General features: G+C 72.9%; 20 protein-coding genes. 6 read left to right on the top strand and 14 right to left on the bottom strand.

Annotation, left to right across the window (positions count from 1 at the left end):
* Nucleotides 1-33: 33 nt before the first annotated feature.
* From IO40_RS0122200 to IO40_RS0122145, 12 genes are all read right to left on the bottom strand, one after another.
* Nucleotides 34-1,146, bottom strand: a complete 1,113-nt coding sequence (locus IO40_RS0122200; protein ID WP_016470910.1) for a polyprenyl synthetase family protein — start codon at nucleotides 1,144-1,146, stop codon at nucleotides 34-36.
* 64 nt (nucleotides 1,147-1,210) lie between these two features.
* Entirely contained in the window at nucleotides 1,211-2,668 is a 1,458-nt protein-coding gene (gene hpnE, locus IO40_RS0122195) for a hydroxysqualene dehydroxylase HpnE (protein ID WP_031175985.1), read from the bottom strand.
* 93 nt (nucleotides 2,669-2,761) lie between these two features.
* Nucleotides 2,762-3,712 (bottom strand): presqualene diphosphate synthase HpnD, encoded by a 951-nt coding sequence (gene hpnD / locus IO40_RS0122190; protein WP_033230011.1) that lies wholly within the window; start codon nucleotides 3,710-3,712, stop codon nucleotides 2,762-2,764.
* Between the two features lie 38 nt (nucleotides 3,713-3,750).
* Nucleotides 3,751-4,683, bottom strand: coding sequence for a squalene synthase HpnC (gene hpnC, locus IO40_RS0122185; RefSeq protein WP_016470907.1), 933 nt, complete (start codon nucleotides 4,681-4,683; stop codon nucleotides 3,751-3,753).
* Nucleotides 4,684-4,911: 228 nt separating this feature from the next.
* Entirely contained in the window at nucleotides 4,912-5,679 is a 768-nt protein-coding gene (locus tag IO40_RS0122180) for a TetR/AcrR family transcriptional regulator (protein ID WP_016470906.1), read from the bottom strand.
* Between the two features lie 258 nt (nucleotides 5,680-5,937).
* The gene (locus IO40_RS0122175) at nucleotides 5,938-6,783 is read right to left on the bottom strand and encodes an ABC transporter ATP-binding protein (RefSeq protein ID WP_016470905.1); all 846 of its coding nucleotides are present in this window, start codon (nucleotides 6,781-6,783) and stop codon (nucleotides 5,938-5,940) included.
* On the bottom strand, nucleotides 6,770-7,732 hold the full coding sequence (locus IO40_RS0122170; protein ID WP_016470904.1) for an ABC transporter permease: 963 nt from the start codon (nucleotides 7,730-7,732) through the stop codon (nucleotides 6,770-6,772). The genes IO40_RS0122175 and IO40_RS0122170 overlap by 14 nt, the downstream gene beginning before the upstream one ends.
* A 67-nt stretch (nucleotides 7,733-7,799) precedes the next feature.
* Entirely contained in the window at nucleotides 7,800-8,672 is an 873-nt protein-coding gene (locus tag IO40_RS0122165) for a glycosyltransferase family 2 protein (protein ID WP_016470903.1), read from the bottom strand.
* A gap of 17 nt (nucleotides 8,673-8,689) precedes the next feature.
* On the bottom strand, nucleotides 8,690-9,469 hold the full coding sequence (locus tag IO40_RS0122160; protein WP_016470902.1) for a CDP-alcohol phosphatidyltransferase family protein: 780 nt from the start codon (nucleotides 9,467-9,469) through the stop codon (nucleotides 8,690-8,692).
* Nucleotides 9,447-10,508: an iron-containing alcohol dehydrogenase family protein gene (locus IO40_RS0122155; RefSeq protein WP_016470901.1), complete on the bottom strand. Its 1,062-nt coding sequence runs from the start codon at nucleotides 10,506-10,508 to the stop codon at nucleotides 9,447-9,449. The genes IO40_RS0122160 and IO40_RS0122155 overlap by 23 nt, the downstream gene beginning before the upstream one ends.
* Complete coding sequence (locus IO40_RS0122150) at nucleotides 10,496-11,233, bottom strand: phosphocholine cytidylyltransferase family protein (RefSeq protein WP_016470900.1); 738 nt, start codon at nucleotides 11,231-11,233, stop codon at nucleotides 10,496-10,498. Before IO40_RS0122150 ends, IO40_RS0122155 begins: the two co-directional genes overlap by 13 nt.
* Entirely contained in the window at nucleotides 11,230-13,014 is a 1,785-nt protein-coding gene (locus IO40_RS0122145; protein WP_031175983.1) for a DUF5941 domain-containing protein, read from the bottom strand. The genes IO40_RS0122150 and IO40_RS0122145 overlap by 4 nt, the downstream gene beginning before the upstream one ends.
* A gap of 236 nt (nucleotides 13,015-13,250) precedes the next feature.
* Here IO40_RS0122145 and galE point away from each other — a divergent pair, with 236 nt between their 5' ends.
* Together galE and idi are read left to right on the top strand one after the other, a co-directional pair.
* The gene (gene galE, locus IO40_RS0122140) at nucleotides 13,251-14,255 is read left to right on the top strand and encodes a UDP-glucose 4-epimerase GalE (protein WP_016470898.1); all 1,005 of its coding nucleotides are present in this window, start codon (nucleotides 13,251-13,253) and stop codon (nucleotides 14,253-14,255) included.
* A 158-nt stretch (nucleotides 14,256-14,413) separates the two neighbouring features.
* Complete coding sequence (gene idi, locus IO40_RS0122135; RefSeq protein WP_031175982.1) at nucleotides 14,414-14,974, top strand: isopentenyl-diphosphate Delta-isomerase; 561 nt, start codon at nucleotides 14,414-14,416, stop codon at nucleotides 14,972-14,974.
* A 107-nt stretch (nucleotides 14,975-15,081) separates the two neighbouring features.
* Here the strand turns inward: idi and IO40_RS33905 are convergent, their stop codons facing one another.
* Nucleotides 15,082-15,663 (bottom strand): ATP-binding protein, encoded by a 582-nt coding sequence (locus IO40_RS33905; RefSeq protein ID WP_016470896.1) that lies wholly within the window; start codon nucleotides 15,661-15,663, stop codon nucleotides 15,082-15,084.
* A gap of 191 nt (nucleotides 15,664-15,854) precedes the next feature.
* On the opposite strand from IO40_RS33905, the gene IO40_RS0122125 reads away from it, so the two are divergent.
* The 3 genes from IO40_RS0122125 (at nucleotide 15,855) to IO40_RS0122115 (ending at nucleotide 20,299) form a co-directional block, all read left to right on the top strand.
* Nucleotides 15,855-16,673: an enoyl-CoA hydratase/isomerase family protein gene (locus IO40_RS0122125; RefSeq protein ID WP_016470895.1), complete on the top strand. Its 819-nt coding sequence runs from the start codon at nucleotides 15,855-15,857 to the stop codon at nucleotides 16,671-16,673.
* Between the two features lie 88 nt (nucleotides 16,674-16,761).
* Complete coding sequence (locus IO40_RS0122120; RefSeq protein WP_016470894.1) at nucleotides 16,762-17,634, top strand: SCO6745 family protein; 873 nt, start codon at nucleotides 16,762-16,764, stop codon at nucleotides 17,632-17,634.
* Nucleotides 17,635-17,716: 82 nt separating this feature from the next.
* Complete coding sequence (locus IO40_RS0122115; protein ID WP_078842031.1) at nucleotides 17,717-20,299, top strand: Tex family protein; 2,583 nt, start codon at nucleotides 17,717-17,719, stop codon at nucleotides 20,297-20,299.
* Here the strand turns inward: IO40_RS0122115 and IO40_RS0122110 are convergent.
* Nucleotides 20,227-20,913, bottom strand: a complete 687-nt coding sequence (locus tag IO40_RS0122110; RefSeq protein ID WP_016470892.1) for a nitroreductase family protein — start codon at nucleotides 20,911-20,913, stop codon at nucleotides 20,227-20,229. The genes IO40_RS0122115 and IO40_RS0122110 overlap by 73 nt on opposite strands.
* 314 nt (nucleotides 20,914-21,227) lie before the next feature.
* On the opposite strand from IO40_RS0122110, the gene IO40_RS0122105 reads away from it, so the two are divergent.
* The gene (locus IO40_RS0122105; protein ID WP_031175980.1) at nucleotides 21,228-22,847 is read left to right on the top strand and encodes an ABC-F family ATP-binding cassette domain-containing protein; all 1,620 of its coding nucleotides are present in this window, start codon (nucleotides 21,228-21,230) and stop codon (nucleotides 22,845-22,847) included.
* The last annotated feature ends 95 nt before the right edge of the window (nucleotides 22,848-22,942 follow it).

Genomic DNA, 22,942 nt, shown 5'->3' with positions numbered 1-22,942 from the left:
CGATGAATCGGAACCGTCAGGTGCCGGGGGCGCTCACCTTTGCCGTACGACGACGAAGTCGGCGAGAGCGGCGAACTGTTCGCGCACTCTGCCCGGCATCGGGATCGAGTCGAGCGCCTGAATGGCGGTGGTGTGCTGCCGCTGTGCCTCCTGGGAGGTCCACTCGCGGCCCCCGGCCTCCTCGATGAGCGCGGCCCGCTCGGCGAACTCCGCCTCGTGGAAGTCCTCGAACTCGGCCTGGCTCTTCTGTGCGTCCTCGGCCAGCAGCTTGGCCAGCCGGGCGGCGGCGGGGCCTTCGGAGCCGAGGGCGGCGGCCACGGGCAGCGATTTCTTGCGCTGGCGCAGATCGCTCCAGGCCTGCTTGCCGGTAGACTGGGGGTCGCCCCAGATGCCGAGCAGATCGTCGACGGCCTGGAAGGCGAGCCCGAGGTGGTGGCCGTAGGCCTCCAGTGCGTCGGCCGTGCGGTCGTCCGCGCCGCCGAGGACGGCGCCGATGGAGGCGGCGCAGGCCAGCAGGGCGCCCGTCTTGTTGCCTTCCATGTGCAGGCACTCCTCGACGGTCACCAGGTCGCGGTGCTCGTAGGAGATGTCCTGCGCCTGGCCGTCGATGAGCTTGCGCGAGGCGACGGTCAGCCGCCGGGTGGCCCGGCCTGCCTCGACCGTGCCCATCTCCAGCAGTATCTCGCTGCCGAGTGCGAAGAGGGCGTCACCGACGAGGATGGCCTGGGCGGGGCCGTGCACCTTCCAGACGGTGTCGCGGTGGCGGCGCTGTTCGTCGCCGTCCATCAGGTCGTCGTGGAGCAGCGAGAAGTTGTGCACCAGTTCGACGGCGACCGCGCCGGGGATGCCGGCCTCGGGCGGGGCGCCGGCGGCCTCGGCGGACAGCAGCGCCAGCGCCGGCCGTACCGCCTTGCCGCCCGCGGCGTCGGAGGGCCGGCCCTCGGCGTCGATCCAGCCGAAGTGGTAGGCGGCCACGGTGTCCATCGGCGGGGCCAGCCGCTCGACCGCGGCCCGCAGCACCGGGGTGGTCAGCGCGCGCCCGCGGTCCAGCAGCGCGGTCACGCCCCGGGCGCCGGCCTCTTGAGAGCCGGCGCTCTCCTCGACTGCGTCGTCCGCCTGCGCGAGATGCTGCTTCGCCGGGGTCACAGGGTCTCCTTGGTGCGGTGCTGGCGGGCCGGCTGTGGGGCCCGTACTGGCTGTGCTCGGTACGTCAGTGGTGCTCATGGGCCCTTCCTTCGCTGCCGGGGACCGGTTCCTTCCCATGGGGACGGCCCAGCGCGGCGAGTGCCTCCCGTGCGGCACGCGCACCGCTGCGGACGGCGCCCTCCATCGTCGCGGGCCAGCCGGTGGCGGTCCACGCGCCGGCCAGGTAGACGCCGGGCGCGAAGGTACGCGCGCCGGGCCGCAGCCGTTCCACGCCGGGTGTCGGCGCGAACGTGGCGGTGCGCTCGCGGGTGACGAAGAAGTCACGTACGCGGGCGCCCCGCGCGGCCGGCAGCAGCCGCTCGAGTTCGGGCAGGTACCGCTCGCGCAGGGCGGCGACCGGCAGGTCGATCTCCTGCTGCGCCACGGACTGGGACAGCGCCAGGTACTGGCCGCCGCCGGTCAGTCCGGAGGCCTCGGTGCGGTCGAAGACCCACTGGACGGGGGTGCCCAGCGCGGTGAAGAAGGGACGGCGCAGCACCTTGCGGTCGTAGACGACGTGCACGTTGAGGATGGGTGCGGTGCCGATGTCCAGCAGCCTGCCCGGGTCGGCCAGGGCCCCGGGGGGCAGCAGCCGGTGCGCCTCGCGCTGCGGTACGGCGAGCACGACCGTGCCGGCCGTCAGCTGCCCGGCTCCGTCGGCTCCTTCGTCGAGCGTCACGCGCCAGCCGGCCTCGTCGTCCGCTTCGAGGGCCCGTGCGCGAGTGCGCAGCAGGGTGCGCACGCCCGCCTTGTCGAGCGCGGCCCGGGCCAGACCGTCGTGGATGTCGCCGAGCGGCACATGGGCCCAGCCGATGTCCGCGGCGCCCGGCTCGCTGAGCAGCCCGGTCTTGAAGACCATCGCGGCCAGCGCCATGGAGGCGTGCGGGGCGCGGGCGTTGAGGGTGGCGGTGCCCACCAGGTCCCACAGGGCCTCGACGGTGCGGGCCGACTGGCCGTGCCGGTGCAGCCAGGTGCCGAAGTCGATGGCGTCCAGCGCGGGGTCGGCCGGGTCGAGCCCCTTGAGGGCGAGCGCGGCGCGGGCCACCGACAGCCGCTCGGCCGGCGACAGGTGCGGGTAGGTGCTCAGGCTCGCCGCCAGGTGGAGCGGGACGGGCAGCGCGGTGCGGCGCAGCCGGCCCAGCCGCGGCCGGGGCCCGCCGACGTCCAGCACCGGCACGTCCAGCCGGTCCTGGAGCGGGGCGAGACGGGCGGCGCCGACCCGCTTGAGGAACCATCCGTAGGCGGTGCAGCAGCGCAGGTAGACGTGCTGGCCGTTGTCGACGGTCAGCGGGCCTGCGGCGGAGTCGCGGTGGAAGGAGAAGGCCAGTCCGCCCAGCCGGGGCCGGGTCTCCACGAGGGTGGTCTCCAGGCCGGCCTCGGCGAGCCGTAGCGCGGCCGTCGTGCCCGCCAGGCCGCCGCCGAGCACCACGGCGCGCCGGGAGCCGCCGGACCGGTCATCGGACCGTTTCTCGTCCGCTGTCATGGACGCTCCTCCCCTCGCTGCCGCTGCTGGTCCGCGCCCGCTCGGACGCCGCGTCCCCGCGGCGAGTTGCCCCGCTGCCTGTCCTCGGGGCCATCAGGCGCTCCGCCGTGCTGCCTGCCGCACGGCCTGGCGGGTGTCGAGGCCGGAGAGTCCCCGTACCGCCACGTACGCCTTCTCGTGTCCGGGCAGGGAGACCCGGCCGCGCAGTACGGCGGCGGGGTCCGCCGCGATGCGGTCGAGCAGCCGGTGGTAGATGCCCGCCATGGCGGCCACGCAGGCACCGGAGCGCCGGTCGAGCAGGGGCAGCAGCCGGTAACCCTCGGCGAACAGCGCGCGGGCGCGCCGGACCTCGAAATGCACCAGCCCGGTGAAGTCGGCACCGGGCTGCACCGTATCGCTGTTGAATCCGTCGGCACAGCCAAATTTCTCGAGGTCCTCGGCAGGGAGATAGGTACGTCCGTCCTCCGCGTCTTCCCGAACGTCCCTGAGAATATTGGTCAGTTGGAGTGCCAGGCCCAAAGTGTCGGCGTATTCGGGGGCGCGGACGGCGTCCCGTGCGCCGGGCACCGTCCCGAAGACGCCGAGCGAGAGCCGTCCGATGGCGCCGGCCACGCAGCGACAGTAGCCCTTGAGGTCGTCCCAGGTGCGGTAGGTGGTGCCGGCGACGTCCAGCAGTACTCCGTCGATCAGTTCGTCGAGCGCGTCCAGCGGCAGGGGGAACCGGTCGGCGGCGTGGGTGAGCGCGACGGCGACCGGGTCGGTGTCGTCCTCGGCCACCTTCCGGTCCTTGATCCGCGCGAGCAGCGACCGCGTCTGCTCCAGGCGCTCCTTCTTGGCCTCGGCGGGCAGGTCGCCGTCACCGATGTCGTCCACACGGCGGGAGAACGCGTACAGCGCGGACATGGCCTGCCGTTTGGGTCCGGGCAGCAGCCGGATGCCGTAGGCGAAGTTGCGGGCCTGCTGCCCGGTGACGGCCTCGCAGTACCGGTAGGCGGCGGTCACCTGCGGGGAGGGCTGCGACACGGGAGCGGTCGCGGAACGGATCGATCTGGCGGTCTTCGGTGTGTTCCCCACCGTGCCCCTCACCCCTCTCCTCGCAGGCTCGCCCAGGAGGCGCGCAGCACGCTGGCGGCGCCGGCCCGGGGAGCCCCTGCCAGTACGTCGTACCGTGCGGCCCGCAGTGCCCGGACCGCCGCCCGGCCGCCGCCGGTGAACCCGGCGAGCAGCAGCCGCAGCCTGCCGTGGACGCTGCGCACCAGCGGTGTGCCCTCGTCCAGCAGCCCCAGTGCGCGGTCGGCCTCGAAAGCGATCAGGGCGCGCACCGAGGCGTTCGCGGTGGGGGCCGCCAGATCGGCCTCGCCGACCCGGAAACGGTCCATGTCCTCGGCCGGGAGGTAGATGCGGTCCCGGGCCAGGTCCTCGGCCACGTCCTGGAGGTGTTCGACGATCTGGAGCCCGGTGCAGACCGCGTCGGAGCGGTGTACCCGTTCGGGTGTCGCGGTGCCGGTGATGGCCAGGACGAGGCGGCCGACCGGGTTGGCCGACAGCTCGCAGTAGGCGAGGAGTTCGCTCCAGGTGGCGTAGCGGCGGATCTTCTGGTCCTGCCGGTTGGCCTCGACCAGGGCGAGGAACGGCTCGGCGGTCAGTCCGCGGCGGTGGACGGTGGGGACGAGGGCCCGCAGCAGCGGGTGGGCCGGCCCGCCGCCCGGGGACGGCGCGGCGCCGCCGGTCTGGTGGGAGCCGTCGAACACCTTGAGCAGGTCGGCTTCGAACGCGTCGAGCATCGCGAGTGTGTCGCCGGCCTGGTCGGGAGCCAGTCCGAGGGTGCGCGCGTGCTCGGGGGCGTCGTCCAGGTCGCCGTCCCCGATGTCGTCGACCAGGCGGGCGAATCCGTAGACGGCCATCAGGTCGTCCCGCCACGCACGGGGTAGGAAGCGGGGCGCCACCGGGAAGTTCTCCGCCTTGGCCTTGGAGAGCACCGCGCTCGCCTGCGCGTCCTCCTCCGGGGTCACCACGTGCTGCCCATGGCCATTGCCGTCACATCTCCGTTTCTACACCGCCGCGCCAGAACATCCTATTTCGGACACGCCGCGCACGCTGGCCTGCGGAAGCGGCCAGCGGCACAGAGCGGCCGAGGCCGGTTCGCCCGAGTTACTGCGAATCAGCACCGAAACAGCTTACGCCGTACATCAATCCCCCGTGCGGTGGGTCAGCATCCCTGAGCGGACGGACCCGATCACCCGTCAGAGTGAGCGCGTGCCGGGGCCTTCGGGAGCGGTCAGTCCGGCCACGATGTCGTGCGGCACCCGATCGAGCACACGAGCGGCCTCCTCCTCGCCGAGGGCGCCGAGCGGGCCGTCGAGGAGAAGCATGGCGGCGCCGTGGAGCATGGCCCAGGCGCTCAGCTCGGCCCCGGCCCGGCGCCCGGCCGGGACGAGTCCGGCGGCGACGGCCTCGTCCAGGGCCGCGGCGAGCACCGCGAGCGGGCGGCTCCCCCAGCCGGACCGGGGCCCTGGCGAGCCGGCCGGGGTGCCCGTACCGGGACGGCCCGCGGAGCCGCAGGGCCGGTGGCGGAAGGCCGTGCGGTAGAGGCCGGGTTCCTCCCGGGCGAAGCCGAGGTAGCCGCGGCCAAGGGTCAGCAAGCGCTCCCGTGCCGCCTCACGTCCGGTGCCGCCGCGGGTCTGCCGGCGGGCGGCTTCCATACGGGTGACGAGGCGCCGGCGGGCGTGCTCGGCGACGGCGCCGAGCAGCTCGCCGTGGCCGTCGAAGTGCCGGTAGGCGGCGGTGGCGGAGACGCCGGCCTGGCGGGCCGCGGCGCGGAGCACCACGGCGTCGGGCCCGCCCTCGGCCGCCAGCGCGACGGCTGCCCGCAGCAGCGCGTTGCGCAGGTCGCCGTGGTGGTAGCGGCTTCCGCCGCCGGTCCCGCCCGCTTCCGTGGCGCCGCCGGACCCCGCTGCCGGGCGGGGCCGCCCGGGAGGGGCCGCGCCCGTCGCCGCACCGTTCGCCCGCATGCCGCCCATCCTGCCCGACGCGGACGGCGGCGCGGCACGTCACCGACAGCACATGCCGGCGTGTGGCCGCGGTGTGCGCCGGCGCACCCGGCCGCAGGGCCCGCGCCGTGGGCACCCCTCCCCCTGGGCCGCCGCCTCCACGACGAAGCGGCCCGCCGCCCCGGGAGACACCGGGGCGGCGGGCCGCGCAAGGCGTGCGGGGAAACCGGCCGGGCCCGCAGGGCGGGGCGGGCCGCTGACGGCCGACCCCGCCGGACGCTACTTGCTGGTGAACTTCTCGTACTCCTTGAGGACCTCGTCCGTGGGCCCGTCGAGCAGCAGCTGGCCCTTCTCCAGCCACAGCACCCGCTCGCAGGTGTCGCGGATCGACTTGTTGTTGTGGCTGACGAGGAAGACCGTGCCGGCCTCCTTGCGCAGCTCGCGGATGCGGGCCTCCGAGCGCTTCTGGAACTTCTTGTCACCGGTGGCCAGCGCCTCGTCGATCATGAGGACGTCGTGGTTCTTGGCCGCGGCGATGGAGAAGCGCAGCCGGGCCGCCATGCCGGAGGAATAGGTGCGCATCGGCAGGGTGATGAAGTCGCCCTTCTCGTTGATGCCGGAGAAGTCGACGATGTCCTGGTAGCGGCGGCCGATCTCCTCCCGGGACATGCCCATGGCCAGACCGCCGAGGATGACGTTCCGCTCGCCGGTCAGATCGTTCATCATCGCCGCGTTGACGCCCAGCAGCGAGGGCTGGCCGTCGGTGTAGACCCGGCCGCTCTCGGCCGGCAGCAGCCCGGCCACGGCCTTGAGCAGCGTGGACTTGCCCGAACCGTTCGAGCCGATCAGGCCGATGGCCTGGCCCCGGTAGGCGGTGAAGCTGACCCCGCGCACCGCGTGGACCTCGCGCATACCGCCGCCCGGCTTGCGCCGGATGATGCGGTTGAGGGCCGCGGTGGCGCTGCCCCTGCCCTTGGCGCCGCCGTAGACGCGGTAGACGATGTGCAGGTCCTCGGCGATGACCGTCGGCACCCAGGGGGTCGCCGCCACAGCGGCCTGGGCCTCGGTCCCCTGACCGGACGCGGCGGGTGCTCCGCTTCGCTCGGTGTGCTCAGCCACGGCCATAACGCTCCTCCGCCTTCCAGAAGAAAACAAATCCGCCGAGGCCCACGACCACCGCCCAGCCGAGCGCGAGCGCCCACACGTGCGGCGGCAGGTCCGCACCGGTGTACTCGTCGATGAACGCGAACCGCATGAGGTCCATGTAGACGGCCGCGGGGTTGGCCTGGAGCACGTCCACCAGCCAGCCCGGCGCGCTCGCCCGGGTCTGCAGCATGTGCTGGAGGGGGAACATCACGCCGGACGCGTACATCCACGTACGGGTGACGAACGGCATCAGCTGGGCCAGGTCCGGGGTCTTGCTGCCGAGCCGGGCCATGATGAGCGCCAGCCCGGTGTTGAAGCCGAACTGGAGGACGAGCGTCGGCACGATCAGCAGCCACGACCAGGCGGGGAACTGTCCGAAGCCGATCAGGATGACGATCAGGACGATCATCGAGAAGAGCAGCTGCTGGAGCTGCTGGAGCGAGACGGAGATCGGCAGGGAGGCGCGGGGGAAGTGCAGCGCCCGCACCAGTCCCAGGTTCGAGGAGATCGCCCGTACCCCGTTGAGCACCGAGGTCTGCGTGAAGGTGAAGACGAACACCCCGGTGACCAGGAACGGGACGTAGTTCTCCTTGCCGCCCGGGGTACCGTCCCGGCCGCCCAGCAGCACGCCGAAGATGAAGAAGTAGACCGCCGCGTTCAGCAGCGGGGTGGCGACCTGCCACAACTGGCCCAGCTTGGCCTGGCTGTACTGTGCCGTCAGCTTTGCCCGGGAGAAGGCGAGAATGAAGTGTCGCCTGGCCCACAGCTGCCGTACGTAATCGGGCAGCGAGGGGCGGGCCCCGCTCACCGACAGGCCGTACTTGGCCGCGAGTTCGGCCGGGGTCAGACGGTCGTCCGGTGACGGCGGAGGGGCCACACCCACCGCGCTGTCGGCGCTGTCCGCACTGTCGTGGGTTGTCTCGCTCACGTTGGAAACTTTCGTCCTCACACTGCGCAGGGGCTTGTGGAGCCGATGCTCTCAGAAGGAGAGCTTGTCAGATGACGGGCGGGCGTCCGAGCCGCGTCAGACGCCATACCGTACGCCACCGCATGGGCCGGCGGGGACCGGCGGGCGTCGTCCAGCCCTCCTTGAAACCGCCCATCCAGGCGCGGAGCGCCGGCAGGGACGGGCGGCGGGCGAGGGTGAGCAGCAGCCAGACGCCCAGGTAGACGGGGACCAGCAGGGCGGGCAGGTTGCGGCGGGCCAGCCACACCCGGTTGCGGGCCACCATCCGGTGGTAGACGGCGTGCCTGCTGGGGGCTGTGGTGGGGTGGTGCAGCACCATGTCGGCGCGGTACTCGATGCCCCAGCCGGCGTCCAGGGCCCGCCAGGCCAGGTCGGTCTCCTCGTGCGCGTAGAAGAACTCGTCGGGCAGGCCGCCGACTTCGGCCAGCACCCGGGTGCGCACGGCGTTGGCGCCGCCGAGGAAGGTGGTGACCTTCGAGGAGCGCATCGGGTCGGAGGCGCGCAGCCGGGGTACGTGGCGGCGCTGGGTGACCCCGGTGTCCGGGTCGGCGATCCGGAAGCTGATGATGCCCAGCCGCGGATCCGCCGCGAACGCCTCGCGCACCAGTTCGGCCGTGTCGGTGTGGGGCAGCAGCCCGTCGTCGTCCAGGAAGAGCAGCGCGTCCACCTCGCTCCCCGCGGGGCCGAACGCCTCGATGCCGACGTTGCGGCCCCCGGGGATGCCGAGGTTTTCCGGAAGCTCGACCTTCCGTACACCTTCCGGCAGCTTCGGCAACGGCGCCCCGTTACCCACCACGACGACCTCGATCGGGTCGCCCTTCTGCCCGGCCACCGAGTCGAGCAGCGCCCGCAGCTCGTCGGGGCGGTTGCCCATGGTCAGGACCACGGCACCCAGTCGCATCGTCTTCCCGCCCTCCGTCACTTGAGCCTGCTGGAGGCCAGGATGGACACCAGGTGCAGCAGCGTCTGGAGGACCGCGATGCCCGCCAGGACGGCGACGCCGAGCCGGGTGAGGAACAGATCACCGCGGATCTGGTCCACGATCGCGACCACCAGGATCAGCAGCGACGCCTCGATGCCGAGGACCAGCCGGTGGAACTTGAGCGCGGAGGCCGCCCGGCGGGCCAGCGCCAGACCGGAGGAGCGCGGCTCGGCCGCCGACTCCTTGACCGGCGGCAGCCCGCCCTGGTGCCGGGCGACACCGACGAGGTCGGACTCCGCCTTGATCAGGATGGCGCCGAGCGCGGCCAGGGTGCCCAGGAAGGCCCACAGCCAGTCGATGCGCCCGCTCCCCCACAGGTCGGCGGCCCGCAGTCCGAAGCCGACCAGGACCGCCGCGTCGCACAGGTAGGCGCCGACCCGGTCCAGGTAGACGCCGCCCAGCGAGAACTGCTTCTTCCAGCGGGCCACCTCGCCGTCGACGCAGTCGAGCAGCAGGTAGAGCTGGACCATCACCACCCCGAGGACCGCCCCGGCGATCCCGGGCACCAGCAGTGCCGGGAGGGCCAGCACGCCGGCGACGGTCATCACATAGGTCAGCTGGTTGGGCGTGACCCGGGTGTTGACCAGGTGCCGGTCCACGCGCAGGGAGATCTCCCGCATGTAGAGCCGGCCGGCCCAGTGCTCACCGCTGCGCCGGTCCTTCACCCCGGCGGGGTGCACGACCGGCCGCAGTTCAGCTACCGATGGCTTGTGCATAGTCCGCGTACGCGTCCCTGATCTGGTCGGTGGACAGGTCGAGGTGTTCCAGGATCGTGTACCGCCCGGGGCGGGTCTGCGGCGCGTACGCGACGGCCTCGACGAACTCGTCCGCGTCGAAACCGATGTCGGCGGGCAGCACCGGGAGCTGGTGCCGGCGCAGCACCTCCACCATCAGCTTGGCCGTGTCCTTGTCCCCCCGCAGATACGTGGCGAAGGCGGCGCCGAGGCCGCACTGCTCGCCGTGGGGCGCGGCACGCCTGGGGTACAGCAGGTCGAAGGCGTGGTTGATCTCGTGGCAGGCGCCCGAGGCGGGTCGGCTGTCCCCGGCCACCGACATCGAGATGCCGGTGAGCACCAGGCCCTCGGCCAGCACCTGGAGGAAGTTGTCGTCGCTGACGTCCCCCGGGTGGTGCAGGATCGCTTCGCCTGCCTGCCGGGCCATCGCGGCGGCGAGCCCGTCGATGGCCTCGCCGCGCACCTCGTGGCCCAGTTCCCAGTCCTTGACCGCGGAGATGTTGGAGATCACATCGCCGATGCCGGAGCGGATGTAGCGCTCGGGGGCCTCGCGGATGACGTCGAGGTCGATGACGACGGCGATCGGGTTGGGCACCCCGTAGGAGCCGCGGCCCGCGTCGTTGTCGAGGGTGGCGACCGGCGAGCACAGCCCGTCGTGCGACAGATTGGTGGCGACCGCCACCAGCGGCAGGCCGATCCGGGCCGCCGCGTACTTCGCACAGTCGATGATCTTGCCGCCGCCCAGGCCGACCACCGCGTCGTAGCGGCCGGACTTCATGGCGTCGGCGAGCTTGATCGCGTCGTCCAGGGTGCCGCCGCCGACCTCGTACCAGGAGGCGTTGGGCAGCAGCGGCGCGAACCGGTCACGCAGCGTCGCGCCCGAGCCGCCGCTGATCGCGAAGGCGAGCTTGCCGTTGGTGGAGATCCGCTGATCGGCCAACAGGCCCGCCAGGTCGTCCAGGGCGCCGCGGGAGATGTCCACGACGACCGGCGACGGAATGAGGCGGGTCAGTACCGGCATGCGATCTCCCGGCCCTTGGCGAGATCGTCGTGGTTGTCGATCTCGACCCACTGGACGTCGCCGATGGGGGCGACGTCCACCTTGAAGCCGCGGTTGACCAGCTCCTGGTAGCCGTCCTCGTAGTACAGCTGCGGGTCGCGCTCGAAGGTGGCCTTCAGTGCGTCGGCCAGCTCGGCGCCGGCCTCGGCCTCGATGAGGGTCAGCCCGATGTACTCGCCCGTGGCCTCGGCCGGGTCCATCAGCTTGGTGATGCGCTGCACGCCCTTCTCGGGGTCGACGACGACCTTCATCTCCTCGTCGGCCAGGTTCTTGACGGTGTCCAGCGCCAGGATGATCTTCTGGCCGCTGCCCCGTGCGTCCAGCAGGGTCTTCTCCACGGAGACGGGGTGCACGGTGTCGCCGTTGGCGAGCAGCACGCCCTCCTTGAAGACCTCACGGGCGCAGTAGAGGGAGTAGGCGTTGTTCCACTCCTCGGCCTTGTCGTTGTCGATGAGGGTGAGCTTGACGCCGTGCTTGGCCTCCAGCGCCGCCTGCCGCTCGTAGACGGCCTCCTTGCGGTAGCCCACGACGACCGCGACGTCGGTGAGACCGACCTCGGCGAAGTTGCTCAGCGCGATGTCCAGGACGGTCGTCTCGCCGTCCACGGGCACCAGGGCCTTGGGCAGGGTGTCGGTGTAGGGGCGCAGACGCCGTCCGGCGCCGGCGGCCAGCACGAGGCCGATCATGCGGGTTCTCCTGTTTCGTCGTGTACTGCGGGTGCGTGCGACGACACCCAGAAACGGATGCTCTCGACGAGCACCACGGCCGCGATGACCACGGCCAGCGCGGTCAGCGCGAAGATGAAGCCTTGGGTGTGACCGCCGCCGCCCAGCCAGAGAGCCGCGAAGACGGTGACCACCAGGGTCCGCCCTTCGTGCCCCCCGACAGCCCGCACCAGCCAGTGCGGGGGCGCTCCGGCGTCCCCGCGGATGCGGTACACCGTGTCGTAGTGATGGTAGGCGAGAGCCGCGACCAGCCCGAAGGCTGCGGGAAGCGCGCCGTCGGTCTGCGACCGGGCGGCGAGCACCAGCACCGTCCCGTATTCCGCGATGCGAAAGATCGGCGGGAGCAGCCAGTCGAGGGGGCCCTTGAGCGGCCGGGCGAGGGCCACGCCCGAGCAGAGCGCGTACACCGCCGCGGCGACGATGGGCCAGGGGCTGCCCAGCGGGGAGGCCCAGGCGGTGGCGAGGATCACGGCGCCGCCCAGCAGGGCCACGGCGGGCGCCCCCAGGGACGGCAGCCGGACGGGCCGCAGCAGGCGGCCGGCCACCTCGGCGAGCGGGCCGCTGTCGGTGAGGGCGAACACCCCCGCGGCGGCGCGGTCGGTGCGGGCCCGGCGGCGCACGGAGCGCAGCAGGCGGCCGGCGGTGGTGTAGCAGGCGGCGAGGGTGCCCGCCACGAGCAGGACGACGAAGGTGATGCGCGGCGTGGTGGCGGCCGTCAGCACGGCGATCAGGGCCCAGCGCTCGCCGATGGGCAGCACTATCATCCGCCGCGCCCACACGGTCCAGCCGGCGCTGTCGAGCCGTTTGGAGAGCACGGCGGTGGGGCTGGTGTTGGCCACCTCGTCGCGGCTGGCCTCGTTGAAGGAGAAGTCGACGGTGTGCCGGGCGGTCATCAGCAGCATCGCGCCCAGGGCGAGCGCCCACACGTCGTCGCCGCCGCGGGCGGCGCCCAGGGCGAGCCCCGCGTAGTAGGCGTACTCCTTGGCCCGGTCGAAGGTCGCGTCCAGCCAGGCGCCCAGCTTGGAGTACTTGAGGGCGTAGCGGGCGAGCTGGCCGTCGGTGGCGTCCAGCACGAACGAGGCGATCAGCAGGACGCCGGCCACCACGAAGCCCCACCGCTGGCCGGTGGCGGCACAGGCGGCGGCGATCAGCGCGGTGATCAGCGAGGCGGTGGTGACCTGGTTGGGGGTGAGCCCGCGGCGGGCGCACCAGCGGGCGATGTAACGCGAGTAGGGGCTGATGCAGAACGTGGTGAAGAACCCGTCGCGGGCCTTGACCGCGGAGCGCAGCCGCACCTGCTCGTCGTCCACGGCCGCCACGGCCCGCTCGGCCTCCTGCCGGGCGGCTTCGTCGGCGGGCACGGCGGCGACGAGGACCCCCAGCTCGGGCCGGTGCACCGGGATGCCCGCAGCCTCCAGGGCGCGGGCTGCGGCGTCCGGGTCGTCCGCCGTTCCGGAGGGGAGGTGGCGCCGGGCCTCGGGGGTGAGGCCGAGCACACCGGGGAGGGCGCCGGCCTCGAAGCGCGGGTCGGTCAGCGCGAGGCGGAGCGCGTGCGCGTGCCCGACGAAGCGGGGGTCGACAAGGGCGAGCCGTTCCTGGGGGGCCACCCGGGCCAGGTGCGCGTTGACGTCGGCGGAGGGGTCCGTGCCGTCGGCCACGCGCACGTCGAAGCCGAGGGAGCGCAGGTCGGCTTCGAGCGGCGACCCGGCGACCGGCGGACCGGTGAGGATGGCGGTCGACAGAACGAACTCACTCCTTGGAAGCTGGCATACCCGCGCGAGAGGGGACACAAAGGCAGCGGGCAGCGTGCGCCACGGCCCGTCAGGGGGTCGGCAGCACGTCGGCAGAGAGTATCCGATCGCCGGAAGGAGCCTTCACCGAGCGTTCATCGCCCAGGTGTTGCCCGTCGGACGCCTTGGCGCCCCAGCATGGTCGATCGGCGGCCCGGCTCACAACCTGGGCCGATAGGGTGCGGTGCATGACCTGGTTGATCACGGGCGGTGCCGGCTACATCGGGGCGCACGTCGCCCGGGCCCTGGTGGCCTCGGGCGAGCGGGCGGTCGCACTGGACGACGTCTCCGGCGGGGTCCCCGAGCGGCTGCCCGCCGAGGTGCCGCTGGTGCGCGGCTCGGTGCTGGACGGCCCGCTGGTGGCCCGTACGCTCGCCGGGCACCGGGTGAGCGGTGTGATCCATCTCGCGGCCAAGAAGCAGGTCGCCGAATCCGTGGCGCAGCCGCTGCGCTACTACGAGGAGAACCTGCACGGTCTCACCACGCTGCTGCGCACGGTGGTGGAGGCGGGCGTGCGCCGGTTCGTGTTCTCCTCGTCGGCGGCCGTCTACGGGATGCCGGATGTGGACCTGGTCACCGAGCACACACCGACGGTGCCGATGAACCCCTACGGCGAGACGAAGCTGGCCGGCGAGTGGCTGGTGCGCGCGACGGGGCGGGCACACGGGGTGAACACGGCGTGCCTGCGCTACTTCAACGTGGCCGGGGCCGCCGCGCCCGAGCTGGCCGACACGGGGGTGTCCAACATCGTCCCGATGTTCTTCGACGCCCTCACCCGCGGCGAGGCGCCGCAGATCTTCGGCGACGACTACCCGACCCCGGACGGCACCTGCGTCCGCGACTACATCCACGTGCGCGACCTGGCGGAGGCGCACGTGGCCGCCGCCCGCGCGATGGCGGCCGGCGGTGGTACGGCCGAGGGCAGTGATCTGACGCTCAACGTGGGCACCGGCACCGGGGTGTCCGTACGGGAGATGGCCACGCTGGTGGCTGAGGTCACCGGGCTGCGGGAGCCCGCGCCCCGGGTGGCGCCGCGCCGCCCCGGCGACCCGGCACGGGTGGTGGCCTCCGCCGAGCGGATCCGTACGGAGCTGGGCTGGTCGCCGCGGTTCGGGGTGCGGGAGATGGTCGCCTCGGCGTGGGAGGGCTGGCTGCTGCGGCACCCCGAGGCGGGCACGCGCCGTTCGGAATGATGCACTGAGTGGCGATTGTCGGACCGGTGCGGAGCGGGTCCGGTCCGTCATGAGCGGAGATGAGCACGAAGCGGGCAGATTCGCGCGGAATGCGGAGTTGCGGCGTAACCTGCGGCACACTGGATCGCGCTGCCCACAGGCCCACGAGAAGGATGAACATGGCGAACAGCTCAGCGGCCCCGATCATGCTCGAACTTGTCGACGAGAACGGGACGACGATCGGTACCGCGGAGAAGCTCTCCGCCCATGTGGCACCCGGGCAGTTGCACCGCGCCTTCTCGGTCTTCCTCTTCGACGACGAGGGCAGACTGCTGCTCCAGCGGCGGGCCCTGAGCAAGTACCACTCGCCGGGCGTCTGGTCCAACACCTGCTGCGGCCATCCGTATCCGCAGGAGGCCCCGTTCGCAGCGGCCACCCGGCGCGTCGGCGAGGAACTGGGCGTCGCACCGGCACTGCTGCGGGAGGCGGGCACCGTCCGCTACAACCACCCCGACCCGGCCTCCGGTCTCGTCGAGCAGGAGTACAACCACCTGTTCGTGGGGCTGCTGCGCCAGGAGCCCCGGCCGGACCCCGAGGAGATCGCCGAGATCGCCTTCGTGACGGCCAAGGAGCTGGACAAGCGGCACGCGACCGACACCTTCTCGACCTGGTTCATGACGGTGCTGGACGCGGCGCGGCCCGCGATCCGCGAAGTGACCGGCGGCGCCGGGGAATGGTGACCGCAGGCCGCCCGTTCTGACGCCTGCTCCGCCTGCCCCGTCCGGTCGGACGCCTGCCCGCCCGGCCGCACCGCAGGCGGTGCGCCGGCGTCGGCCGGTGGGCGCCGTCAGGGCGCGCCGGTCAGGGGAAGCGCGGCCCAGACCACCTTGCCGCCGGTCCCGGTCCGCGTCACATCACACACACCGCCCGCCTCGGCGGTGAGCACCCTGACGAGCAGCAGTCCCCGGCCGCCGGTGCTCTCGTCCATGGGCGCCGCCTCCAGCGCCTTGGGCCGGTAGGGGTGGTCGTCCTCCACCGCGACGGTCAGCCGGCCGCGCTCCAGGGAGATCTCGACGCCGATCCGCGGGGAGAGCAGCGCCGCGTGCCGGACGGCGTTGGTGACCAGTTCGGAGAGGATCAGCAGCGCGGTGTCGCGGGTCTCCCGCGGCACCGTCACGGGCTGCCGCTCCAGCAGGTCCCGCACGGCGTGCCGCAGCCGGGGAACCGAGTGGTCGGCGGTGGGCGCCGTGAACCGCCAGGTGCCCCGGGGGGCCGGCACGCGCTGTCCCGCGGGCGCAATGTCCTCTCCCGCGGGCGCATTGTCGTTTCTGCTGGGGGGAGCATTGTCGTTTCTGCTCGGAGAATCGCCGTCGATGCTGCTCATGGGAAACCTGTCGATGACACCGGCCCGTCCGCCGCGGCTGTCCATCTCCGCACCCCGCTCTCTGGTAGGTCGAGTGGACGTACTTGCAGATGCACTTGCATTGAATGGTGGTGCCGCACCCGCCCGGGTTGTGCCGCTGACCGTAACTCGGCACATATCGATGGCATTTGACAGAAGACTTACGCACCGATCGGCTCAGTGACAGAAGATGGCGGGTGCTGGATACGATCACGCCCATGGAGCCGACCCTGCACGCGGCGTGCGACGACGACGGCGTCGCCACCGTCACCCTCCACCACCCGGCCCGACGCAACGCGATGACACCCGCCATGTGGCGCCGGCTCCCGCCCCTGCTGGAAGAGCTCGCCGCCGATCCGCGGGTGCGTGTCCTCGTCCTGACGGGAGCGGAGGGCACGTTCTGCGCCGGCGCCGACATCACCGCCCTGCACGAGGCGGCAGGGCAAGGCCCCCGCACGCCGGCCCCGGAGACCGCCGGCGACGCCGCGTGGCACCGGGGCGCGGTGCACACGCAGCAGTCCCTGGCCGTGGCCGCCGAGGAGGCGCTGGCCGCCTTCCCCCGCCCCACCCTCGCGGCCGTGCACGGCCACTGCGTCGGCGGCGGCTGCCAGCTCGCCGCCGCCTGCGACCTGCGGTTCGCCTCCGACGACGCGCTCTTCGGCGTCACCCCCGCCAAGCTGGGCATCGTCCACGCCGCCTCGTCCACCGAGCGCCTGGTGCGCCTCGTCGGCCCCGCCACCACGAAGTACCTGCTCTACTCGGGTGAACTCATCGACGCCGCACGCGCGTTGCGCACCGGCCTGGTGGACGAGGTCCATCCGGCAGGCGAACTCGACAAGCGCGTCGCCGACTTCGCCCGTACCCTCACCACCCGCTCCGCGCTCACCCAGGCCGCGGCCAAGGAGTTCGCCGACGGCCGCACCGGGCCCGACCGCGTCGCGCACTGGCAGCGGGAGGCAGCCGCCGCGGGCGAGGCGGCGGAGGGTGTGGCCGCCTTCCTGGAACGCCGGGCACCACGCTTCCGCTGGGGACGCTGACTCCGGCCCTCGCCGAATCCCCGGGCGGTGGAGCGGCCGGTTCCCCTGCCTTCCGGGCCGCTCGTACCGCCCGGTAGCGTACGGGGCCATGACGCCACTTCCCGAACGCGCCGGGCGGCGCTGCCACAACGCTTTGAACGCCCTGCACTCCGCGCTCTACTTCTCACCCGCGCTGGGGAAGGAACTCGCTCCCTACGGCATCGACGACCCGCACGCGGTCAACCTGGCCACCCGATCCGCGCCACTGGGCGCCGTGGGGGCCGGCACGGTGACCGCCACGTTCTACAACTACAGCCACGCCCTCGTCGCCCGTTTCGTCCCCGAGGTGTGGGACGCGGCCTCGCCCGAGACGGTGCTGGCCGCACGGCTGCGGGCGGCGGACAGCACACTGCGGCACCTGCTGGGCGAGGAGACCGTCACCTGTCCGCAGATGGCCGAAGCTGCCCGGCTGGCGCTGCGTGCCGCCGAGGGCTGCACCCGCTCGGGCCGCCCGCTGTACGCCGCCAACGCCGACCTGCCCACCCCGCCCGTCGAGCAGGCACCGCACCTGGCGCTGTGGCACGCGGCCACCCTGCTGCGCGAGCACCGCGGCGACGGCCACATAGCCGCCCTCCAGCACGCCGAACTCGACGCGCTGGAGGCCCTGGTCTCCCACACGGCGAGCGGACACGGCATGAACCCCGTATGGGTCATGCGCACCCGCGGCTACAACGAGCGTGACTGGGCCGCGGCCCAGTCACGGCTGGCCGAGCGCGGCCTGCTGGGCGGCGACGGGGAGCTGACCGAGGAGGGCGTGGCCCTGCGCAAGCACCTGGAGGAGGAGACCGACCGGCTCGACCGGCGCCCCTACGAGCTGCTCGGCGCCGAGGGCGTGGCCCGGCTGACCGAACTGGCCGGCGGCTTCGCCCGCACCGCGACCGAGGCGGGCGCCTTCCCGGCCGACCTGCGCGGCAAGGGCTGATGCCGCCCGGGTTGTCGGCGGCGCCTGCCACAATGCATGCCTACCGGGGGACCACAGCACCGAGAAGGCGGAACGAACCATCGTGACGACGACCATCGAAGGCAGGATCGCCGAGGAACTCGGCGTACGCGAGCGGCAGGTCCGCGCCGCTGTCGAGCTGCTCGACGGCGGGTCCACCGTGCCGTTCATCGCGCGCTACCGCAAGGAAGCGACCGAGATGCTCGACGACGCGCAGCTGCGCTCCCTGGAGGAGCGGCTGCGCTATCTGCGGGAGCTGGAGGAGCGGCGCGAGGCCGTCCTGGAGTCCGTGCGCTCCCAGGGCAAACTCACCGAGGAGCTGGAGGCCCGGATCAGGGCCGCCGACTCCAAGGCACGCCTGGAGGACATCTACCTGCCCTTCAAACCCAAGCGGCGCACCAAGGCGCAGATCGCGCGCGAGGCCGGTCTGGAGCCGCTCGCCGACGGGCTGCTGGCCGACCCCACGGTGGAGCCGGCGGCGGCAGCCGCCGCGTTCGTCGACGCGGACAAGGGCGTCGCCGACACCGCGGCGGCCCTGGAGGGGGCCCGCGCGATCCTGACCGAGCGGTTCGGCGAGGACGCCGACCTCATCGGCGAGCTGCGCGAACGGATGTGGGAGCGCGGCCGGCTGGTCGCCAGGGTGCGGGAGGGGAAGGAGGAGCAGGGCGCCAAGTTCGCCGACTACTTCGACTTCTCCGAGAGCTTCACCGAGCTGCCCTCGCACCGGATCCTCGCGATGCTTCGCGGCGAGAAGGAGGACGTCCTCGACCTCGTCCTGGAGCCGGAGCCGGCCGGCGCGGAGGCCGCCGAGGGCCCCAGCTCGTACGAGCGCAGCATCGCCGCCCGGTTCGGGGTGCGCAACGAGGGTCGTCCGGCCGACGCCTGGCTGGCCGAGACGGTGCGCTGGGCGTGGCGGACCCGCATCCAGGTGCATCTGGGCATCGACCTGCGCACCCGGCTGCGGACGGCCGCCGAGGACGAGGCGGTGCGGGTGTTCGCCGCCAATCTGCGGGACCTGCTGCTGGCCGCCCCCGCCGGCACCCGCCCCACGCTGGGGCTCGACCCGGGGCTGCGGACGGGCGTGAAGGTCGCCGTCATCGACGCGACGGGCAAGGTCGCGGCCACCGACACCATCTACCCGCACGCGCCGCAGAAGCAGTGGGCGCAGTCCCTGGCCCGGCTCGCGGAGCTGGCCGAGGCCCACAAGGTGGAACTCGTCGCGATCGGCAACGGCACCGCCTCCCGGGAGACGGACAAGCTCGCTGGTGAGCTGATCGCCGCGAAACCGGAGCTGAAGCTGACCAAGGTGATGGTCTCCGAGGCGGGCGCCTCGGTCTACTCGGCCTCCGCGTACGCCTCGCAGGAGCTGCCCGAGCTGGACGTGTCGCTGCGCGGTGCCGTCTCGATCGCGCGCCGGCTCCAGGACCCGCTGGCGGAGCTGGTGAAGATCGACCCGAAGTCGATCGGTGTGGGCCAGTACCAGCACGATCTGTCCGAGGTGAAGCTGTCCCGTTCGCTGGACGCGGTGGTCGAGGACTGTGTGAACGGCGTGGGTGTGGACGTCAACACGGCCTCCGCACCGCTGCTGTCACGGGTCTCGGGCATCGGCGCCACCCTGGCGGAGAACATCGTGGCGCACCGCGACGCCAACGGCCCCTTCACCAGCCGCCGGCAGCTCAAGGAGGTGCCCCGGCTCGGGCCGAAGGCGTTCGAGCAGTGCGCGGGCTTCCTGCGCATCCGGGGCGGCGACGATCCGCTGGACGCCTCGGCCGTGCACCCGGAGGCGTACCCGGTGGTGCGGGGCATGGTGGAGAAGACCGGCGCGGACGTGGCCTCGCTGATCGGCAACACCAAGGTGCTGCGCGGGCTGGATCCGAAGGAGTTCGTCAACGAGACCTTCGGTCTGCCGACGGTCACCGACATCCTCCGCGAGCTGGAGAAGCCCGGCCGTGACCCGCGTCCGGCCTTCCGCACAGCCGCCTTCAAGGAGGGCGTGGAGAAGCTGAGCGATCTGGCACCGGGCATGGTGCTGGAGGGTGTGGTCACGAACGTCGCCGCCTTCGGCGCCTTCGTGGACGTCGGTGTCCACCAGGACGGTCTGGTGCACGTCTCAGCCATGTCGAAGACGTTCGTGAAGGACCCGCGGGACGTGGTCAAGCCGGGCGACATCGTCAAGGTCCGGGTGCTGGACGTGGACGAGGCCCGCAAGCGGATCTCGCTGACGCTGCGGCTGGACGACGAGCCGGAGGCCGCGGGCGGCGCGGGCCGGCGGGGCGGCCGGGACAGGCAGCGCGGCGGCGGTGCCCCGCGTCAGCGTCAGGGCTCGGGCAACCCCGCCTCCGGTTCCGTGGCCCGCCCCGGGCTCTGCGGCCCGCCCCCGCTCGGAGTGCGGCCACCGGCCTCGCCCGGTGACACAGGCCACGTCCGGGGCCGTCCGCACCGGGGCCTGCGTGCCCGTGCGTGTGCGCGTGACGCCGTTCGGTCACGGAGGTGTGTGCGGCATGACGGCGTTCGGTCACCGGGCCGGCCGGGGGCGTGCCCGGGGTGCCGCCCGCGGGCGGACGGCTCAGGCGGTCACAGACGGATCATGACCTCCTCCAGCGGTTTGCGCCGCAGGTCCGGCACGCGGGCCGCGGGAGCCGGGTAGCCGACGGGGATGACATAGGCCCCGCGCTCCTCGGGCGGCCGTTCGCAGACCTCGTTGAGGAACCGCATCGGGCTGGGCGTGTGGGTGAGGGTGGCCAGCCCCGCCTGGTGGAGCGTGGCCAGCAGGAAGCCGACGGCGATACCGACGGACTCCTTCGTGTAGTACGGGCGGGGCGTGCCGGGCCCCTTGTGGACCTCGAAGACGACGATGACGGCGGGTGCCGTCTCCAGGAACGGCTTGTGCTCGTCGGTGCCGAGCGGGGCCAGGGCTGCCAGCCACTCGTCCGAGGCGCGGCGCGTGTAGAACTCCCGCTCCTCGGCCTCCGCGGCCAGGCGCAGCCGCCGCTTGCGCCCGGGATCGGTCAGCACGACGAACCGCCACGGCTGGACGTGGGCGCCGCTGGGCGCGGTGGCGGCGGTGCGGACGGCCCACTCCAGGACGGACTCGGGGATGGGCCGGGAGTCGAAGTCCCGCACGGTGCGGCGCCGCGACATGATCTCGTAGAACGCGCGGGCGCGGTCCTCGGCCTGCTGGGCCGGGACGGTCAGGGGCGTCAGCGGTACGGTCGGGAGCCGGCCGCCGGAATCCGGCCGGTGCTGTGTGGTATGGACCATAGGGGCAGCACAGCACACGGCCGCGCGCCGGAAAAGGCTTGCGAGCGGGCCGGGCGGGGCGTATGGTCCCGGACGGCCCTGTCGCCGTCGATTGGAGAGGCCGTTGCTCAGCTGAGGTCGAAGACACCGTGTGCCCCTGTCTGTTGTGTCACACGTGCGACCTCGGAAGTGAGCCGGCCCATCGTTTCCGTCTCTCCTTCTGCTCCCGCCCCCCGGACGCCGTTCTGGCCGGGGCCCGGTGTCTCCCCCGCACTGTCCCGGGCGGCCACTTCTCCTGTGGCCCGCCCCCGATGCGACCGCGGCCAGGAGGCCCCATGCAAACCCACACCCCCTCTCTCACCTGTTCCCGGCTGGACTTCTCCTGGCCGGACGGCACCCCCGTGCTGGCCTCGTTCGATCTGGCCGTCGGCCCCGGCCGCACAGGTCTGATCGGGCTCAACGGCTCGGGAAAGTCAACCCTGTTGAAGCTGCTGGCGGGTGAACTGCGCCCCGACGCGGGGACCGTGAAGGTCTCCGGCGAGGTGCGGTACCTGCCGCAGGATTTGACCCTGGACGTGGCGCTGCGGGTCGACCAGGCCCTCGGTATCGCCGCCGCGCGGGCGGCGCTGCACGCCATCGAGGCGGGCGATGTCGCCGAGGAGCACTTCACCGCCGTCGGCGACGACTGGGACGTCGAGGAACGCGCCCGGGCCACGCTGGACCAGCTCGGCCTGGAGCACGTCGGACTGGACACGACCATCGGCGAACTGTCGGGCGGCGAGTCGGTGCTGCTGCGGCTGGCGGCGCTGCTGCTGGCCCGGCCGGACGTGCTGCTGCTGGACGAGCCCACCAACAATCTGGACCGGGCGGCCAGGCGCCGGCTCCACGAGGCGGTCGACGCGTTCCCGGGCGTGCTCGTCGTCGTCAGTCACGACCGCGAACTGCTGGAGCGGGTGGACCGGATCGCCGAGCTGCGTGATGGCGAGGTCACCTGGTACGGCGGCAATCTGACCGCGTACGAGGAGGCCGTCGCCGCGGAACAGGAGGCCGCGGAGCGCATGGTTCGGGCGGCCGAGACGGATGTGCGGCGGCAGAAGCGCGAGTTGGCCGAGGCACAGACGAAGCTGGCCCGGCGGGCACGGCAGGGCAGGAAGGTCGCCGCCAGCAGGAGCGAACCGAAGATCCTGCTGGGCGCCCGCAAACGCAGAGCGCAGGAGACGGCGGGCAAGCACCGCGTCCTGCACGAACAGCGGCTGGAGGAGGCAAAGGAACGGCTGGACGAGGCGGCCGAACGGGTGCGCGACGACGCCGAGATTTATATCGAGCTGCCGTTCACCGCCGTGCCGCGCGGACGCCAGGTGCTCACCATGGAGGAGGTGGAGCTGCGCAACGGCGCGCACGTGGCCCTGGAGGTGAACGGGCCCGACCGGATCGCGCTGGTGGGGCCGAACGGCGCGGGCAAGACGACGCTGCTGCGTACGCTTGCCGGACAGCTGGCGCCGGCCGCTGGCCGGGTGCGCACCCATGTGCCGCTGCGCTTCCTGCCGCAGCGGCTCGACGTCCTCGACGACGCGCTGTCCCTGGTGGACAACGTCGCCGCGCTGGCGCCCCAGGCCACCCCCCAGCAGATCAGGTCGCGGCTGGCGCGGTTCCTCTTCCGCGGCCAGCGCGCCGAGCAGGCCGTCGGCACCCTCTCGGGCGGGGAGCGGTTCCGCGCGACGCTGGCGGCCGTCATGCTCGCCGAGCCCGGCCCGCAGCTGCTGATGCTGGACGAGCCGACCAACAACCTGGACATGGCGAGCGTCCGCCAGTTGCGGGAGGCGCTGGCCGCCTACCAGGGCGCGCTGCTGGTCGCCAGCCACGACCTGCCGTTCCTGCGGGAGCTGGGCGTCACCCGGTGGCTGGAGCTGGCGGACGGCGAGCTGCGGGACGTGGCTCCGGAGGAGCTGGAGTAGCCGGCGGCGGCCCCTCCCGGCCGCCGGCCCCTCCCCCAACCGGTCGCGGACCGGCCGGGCCCCGTGTGCGACAGGGCCCGGCCGGTTCGCGGGCG

The organism is Streptomyces albus subsp. albus (genome assembly GCF_000725885.1).
GTDB classification, from domain to species: Bacteria; Actinomycetota; Actinomycetes; order Streptomycetales; family Streptomycetaceae; genus Streptomyces; species Streptomyces albus.
The sequence above is the reverse complement of the archived record's forward strand: the minus strand, read 5'-3'. Positions and strand labels throughout refer to the sequence as shown.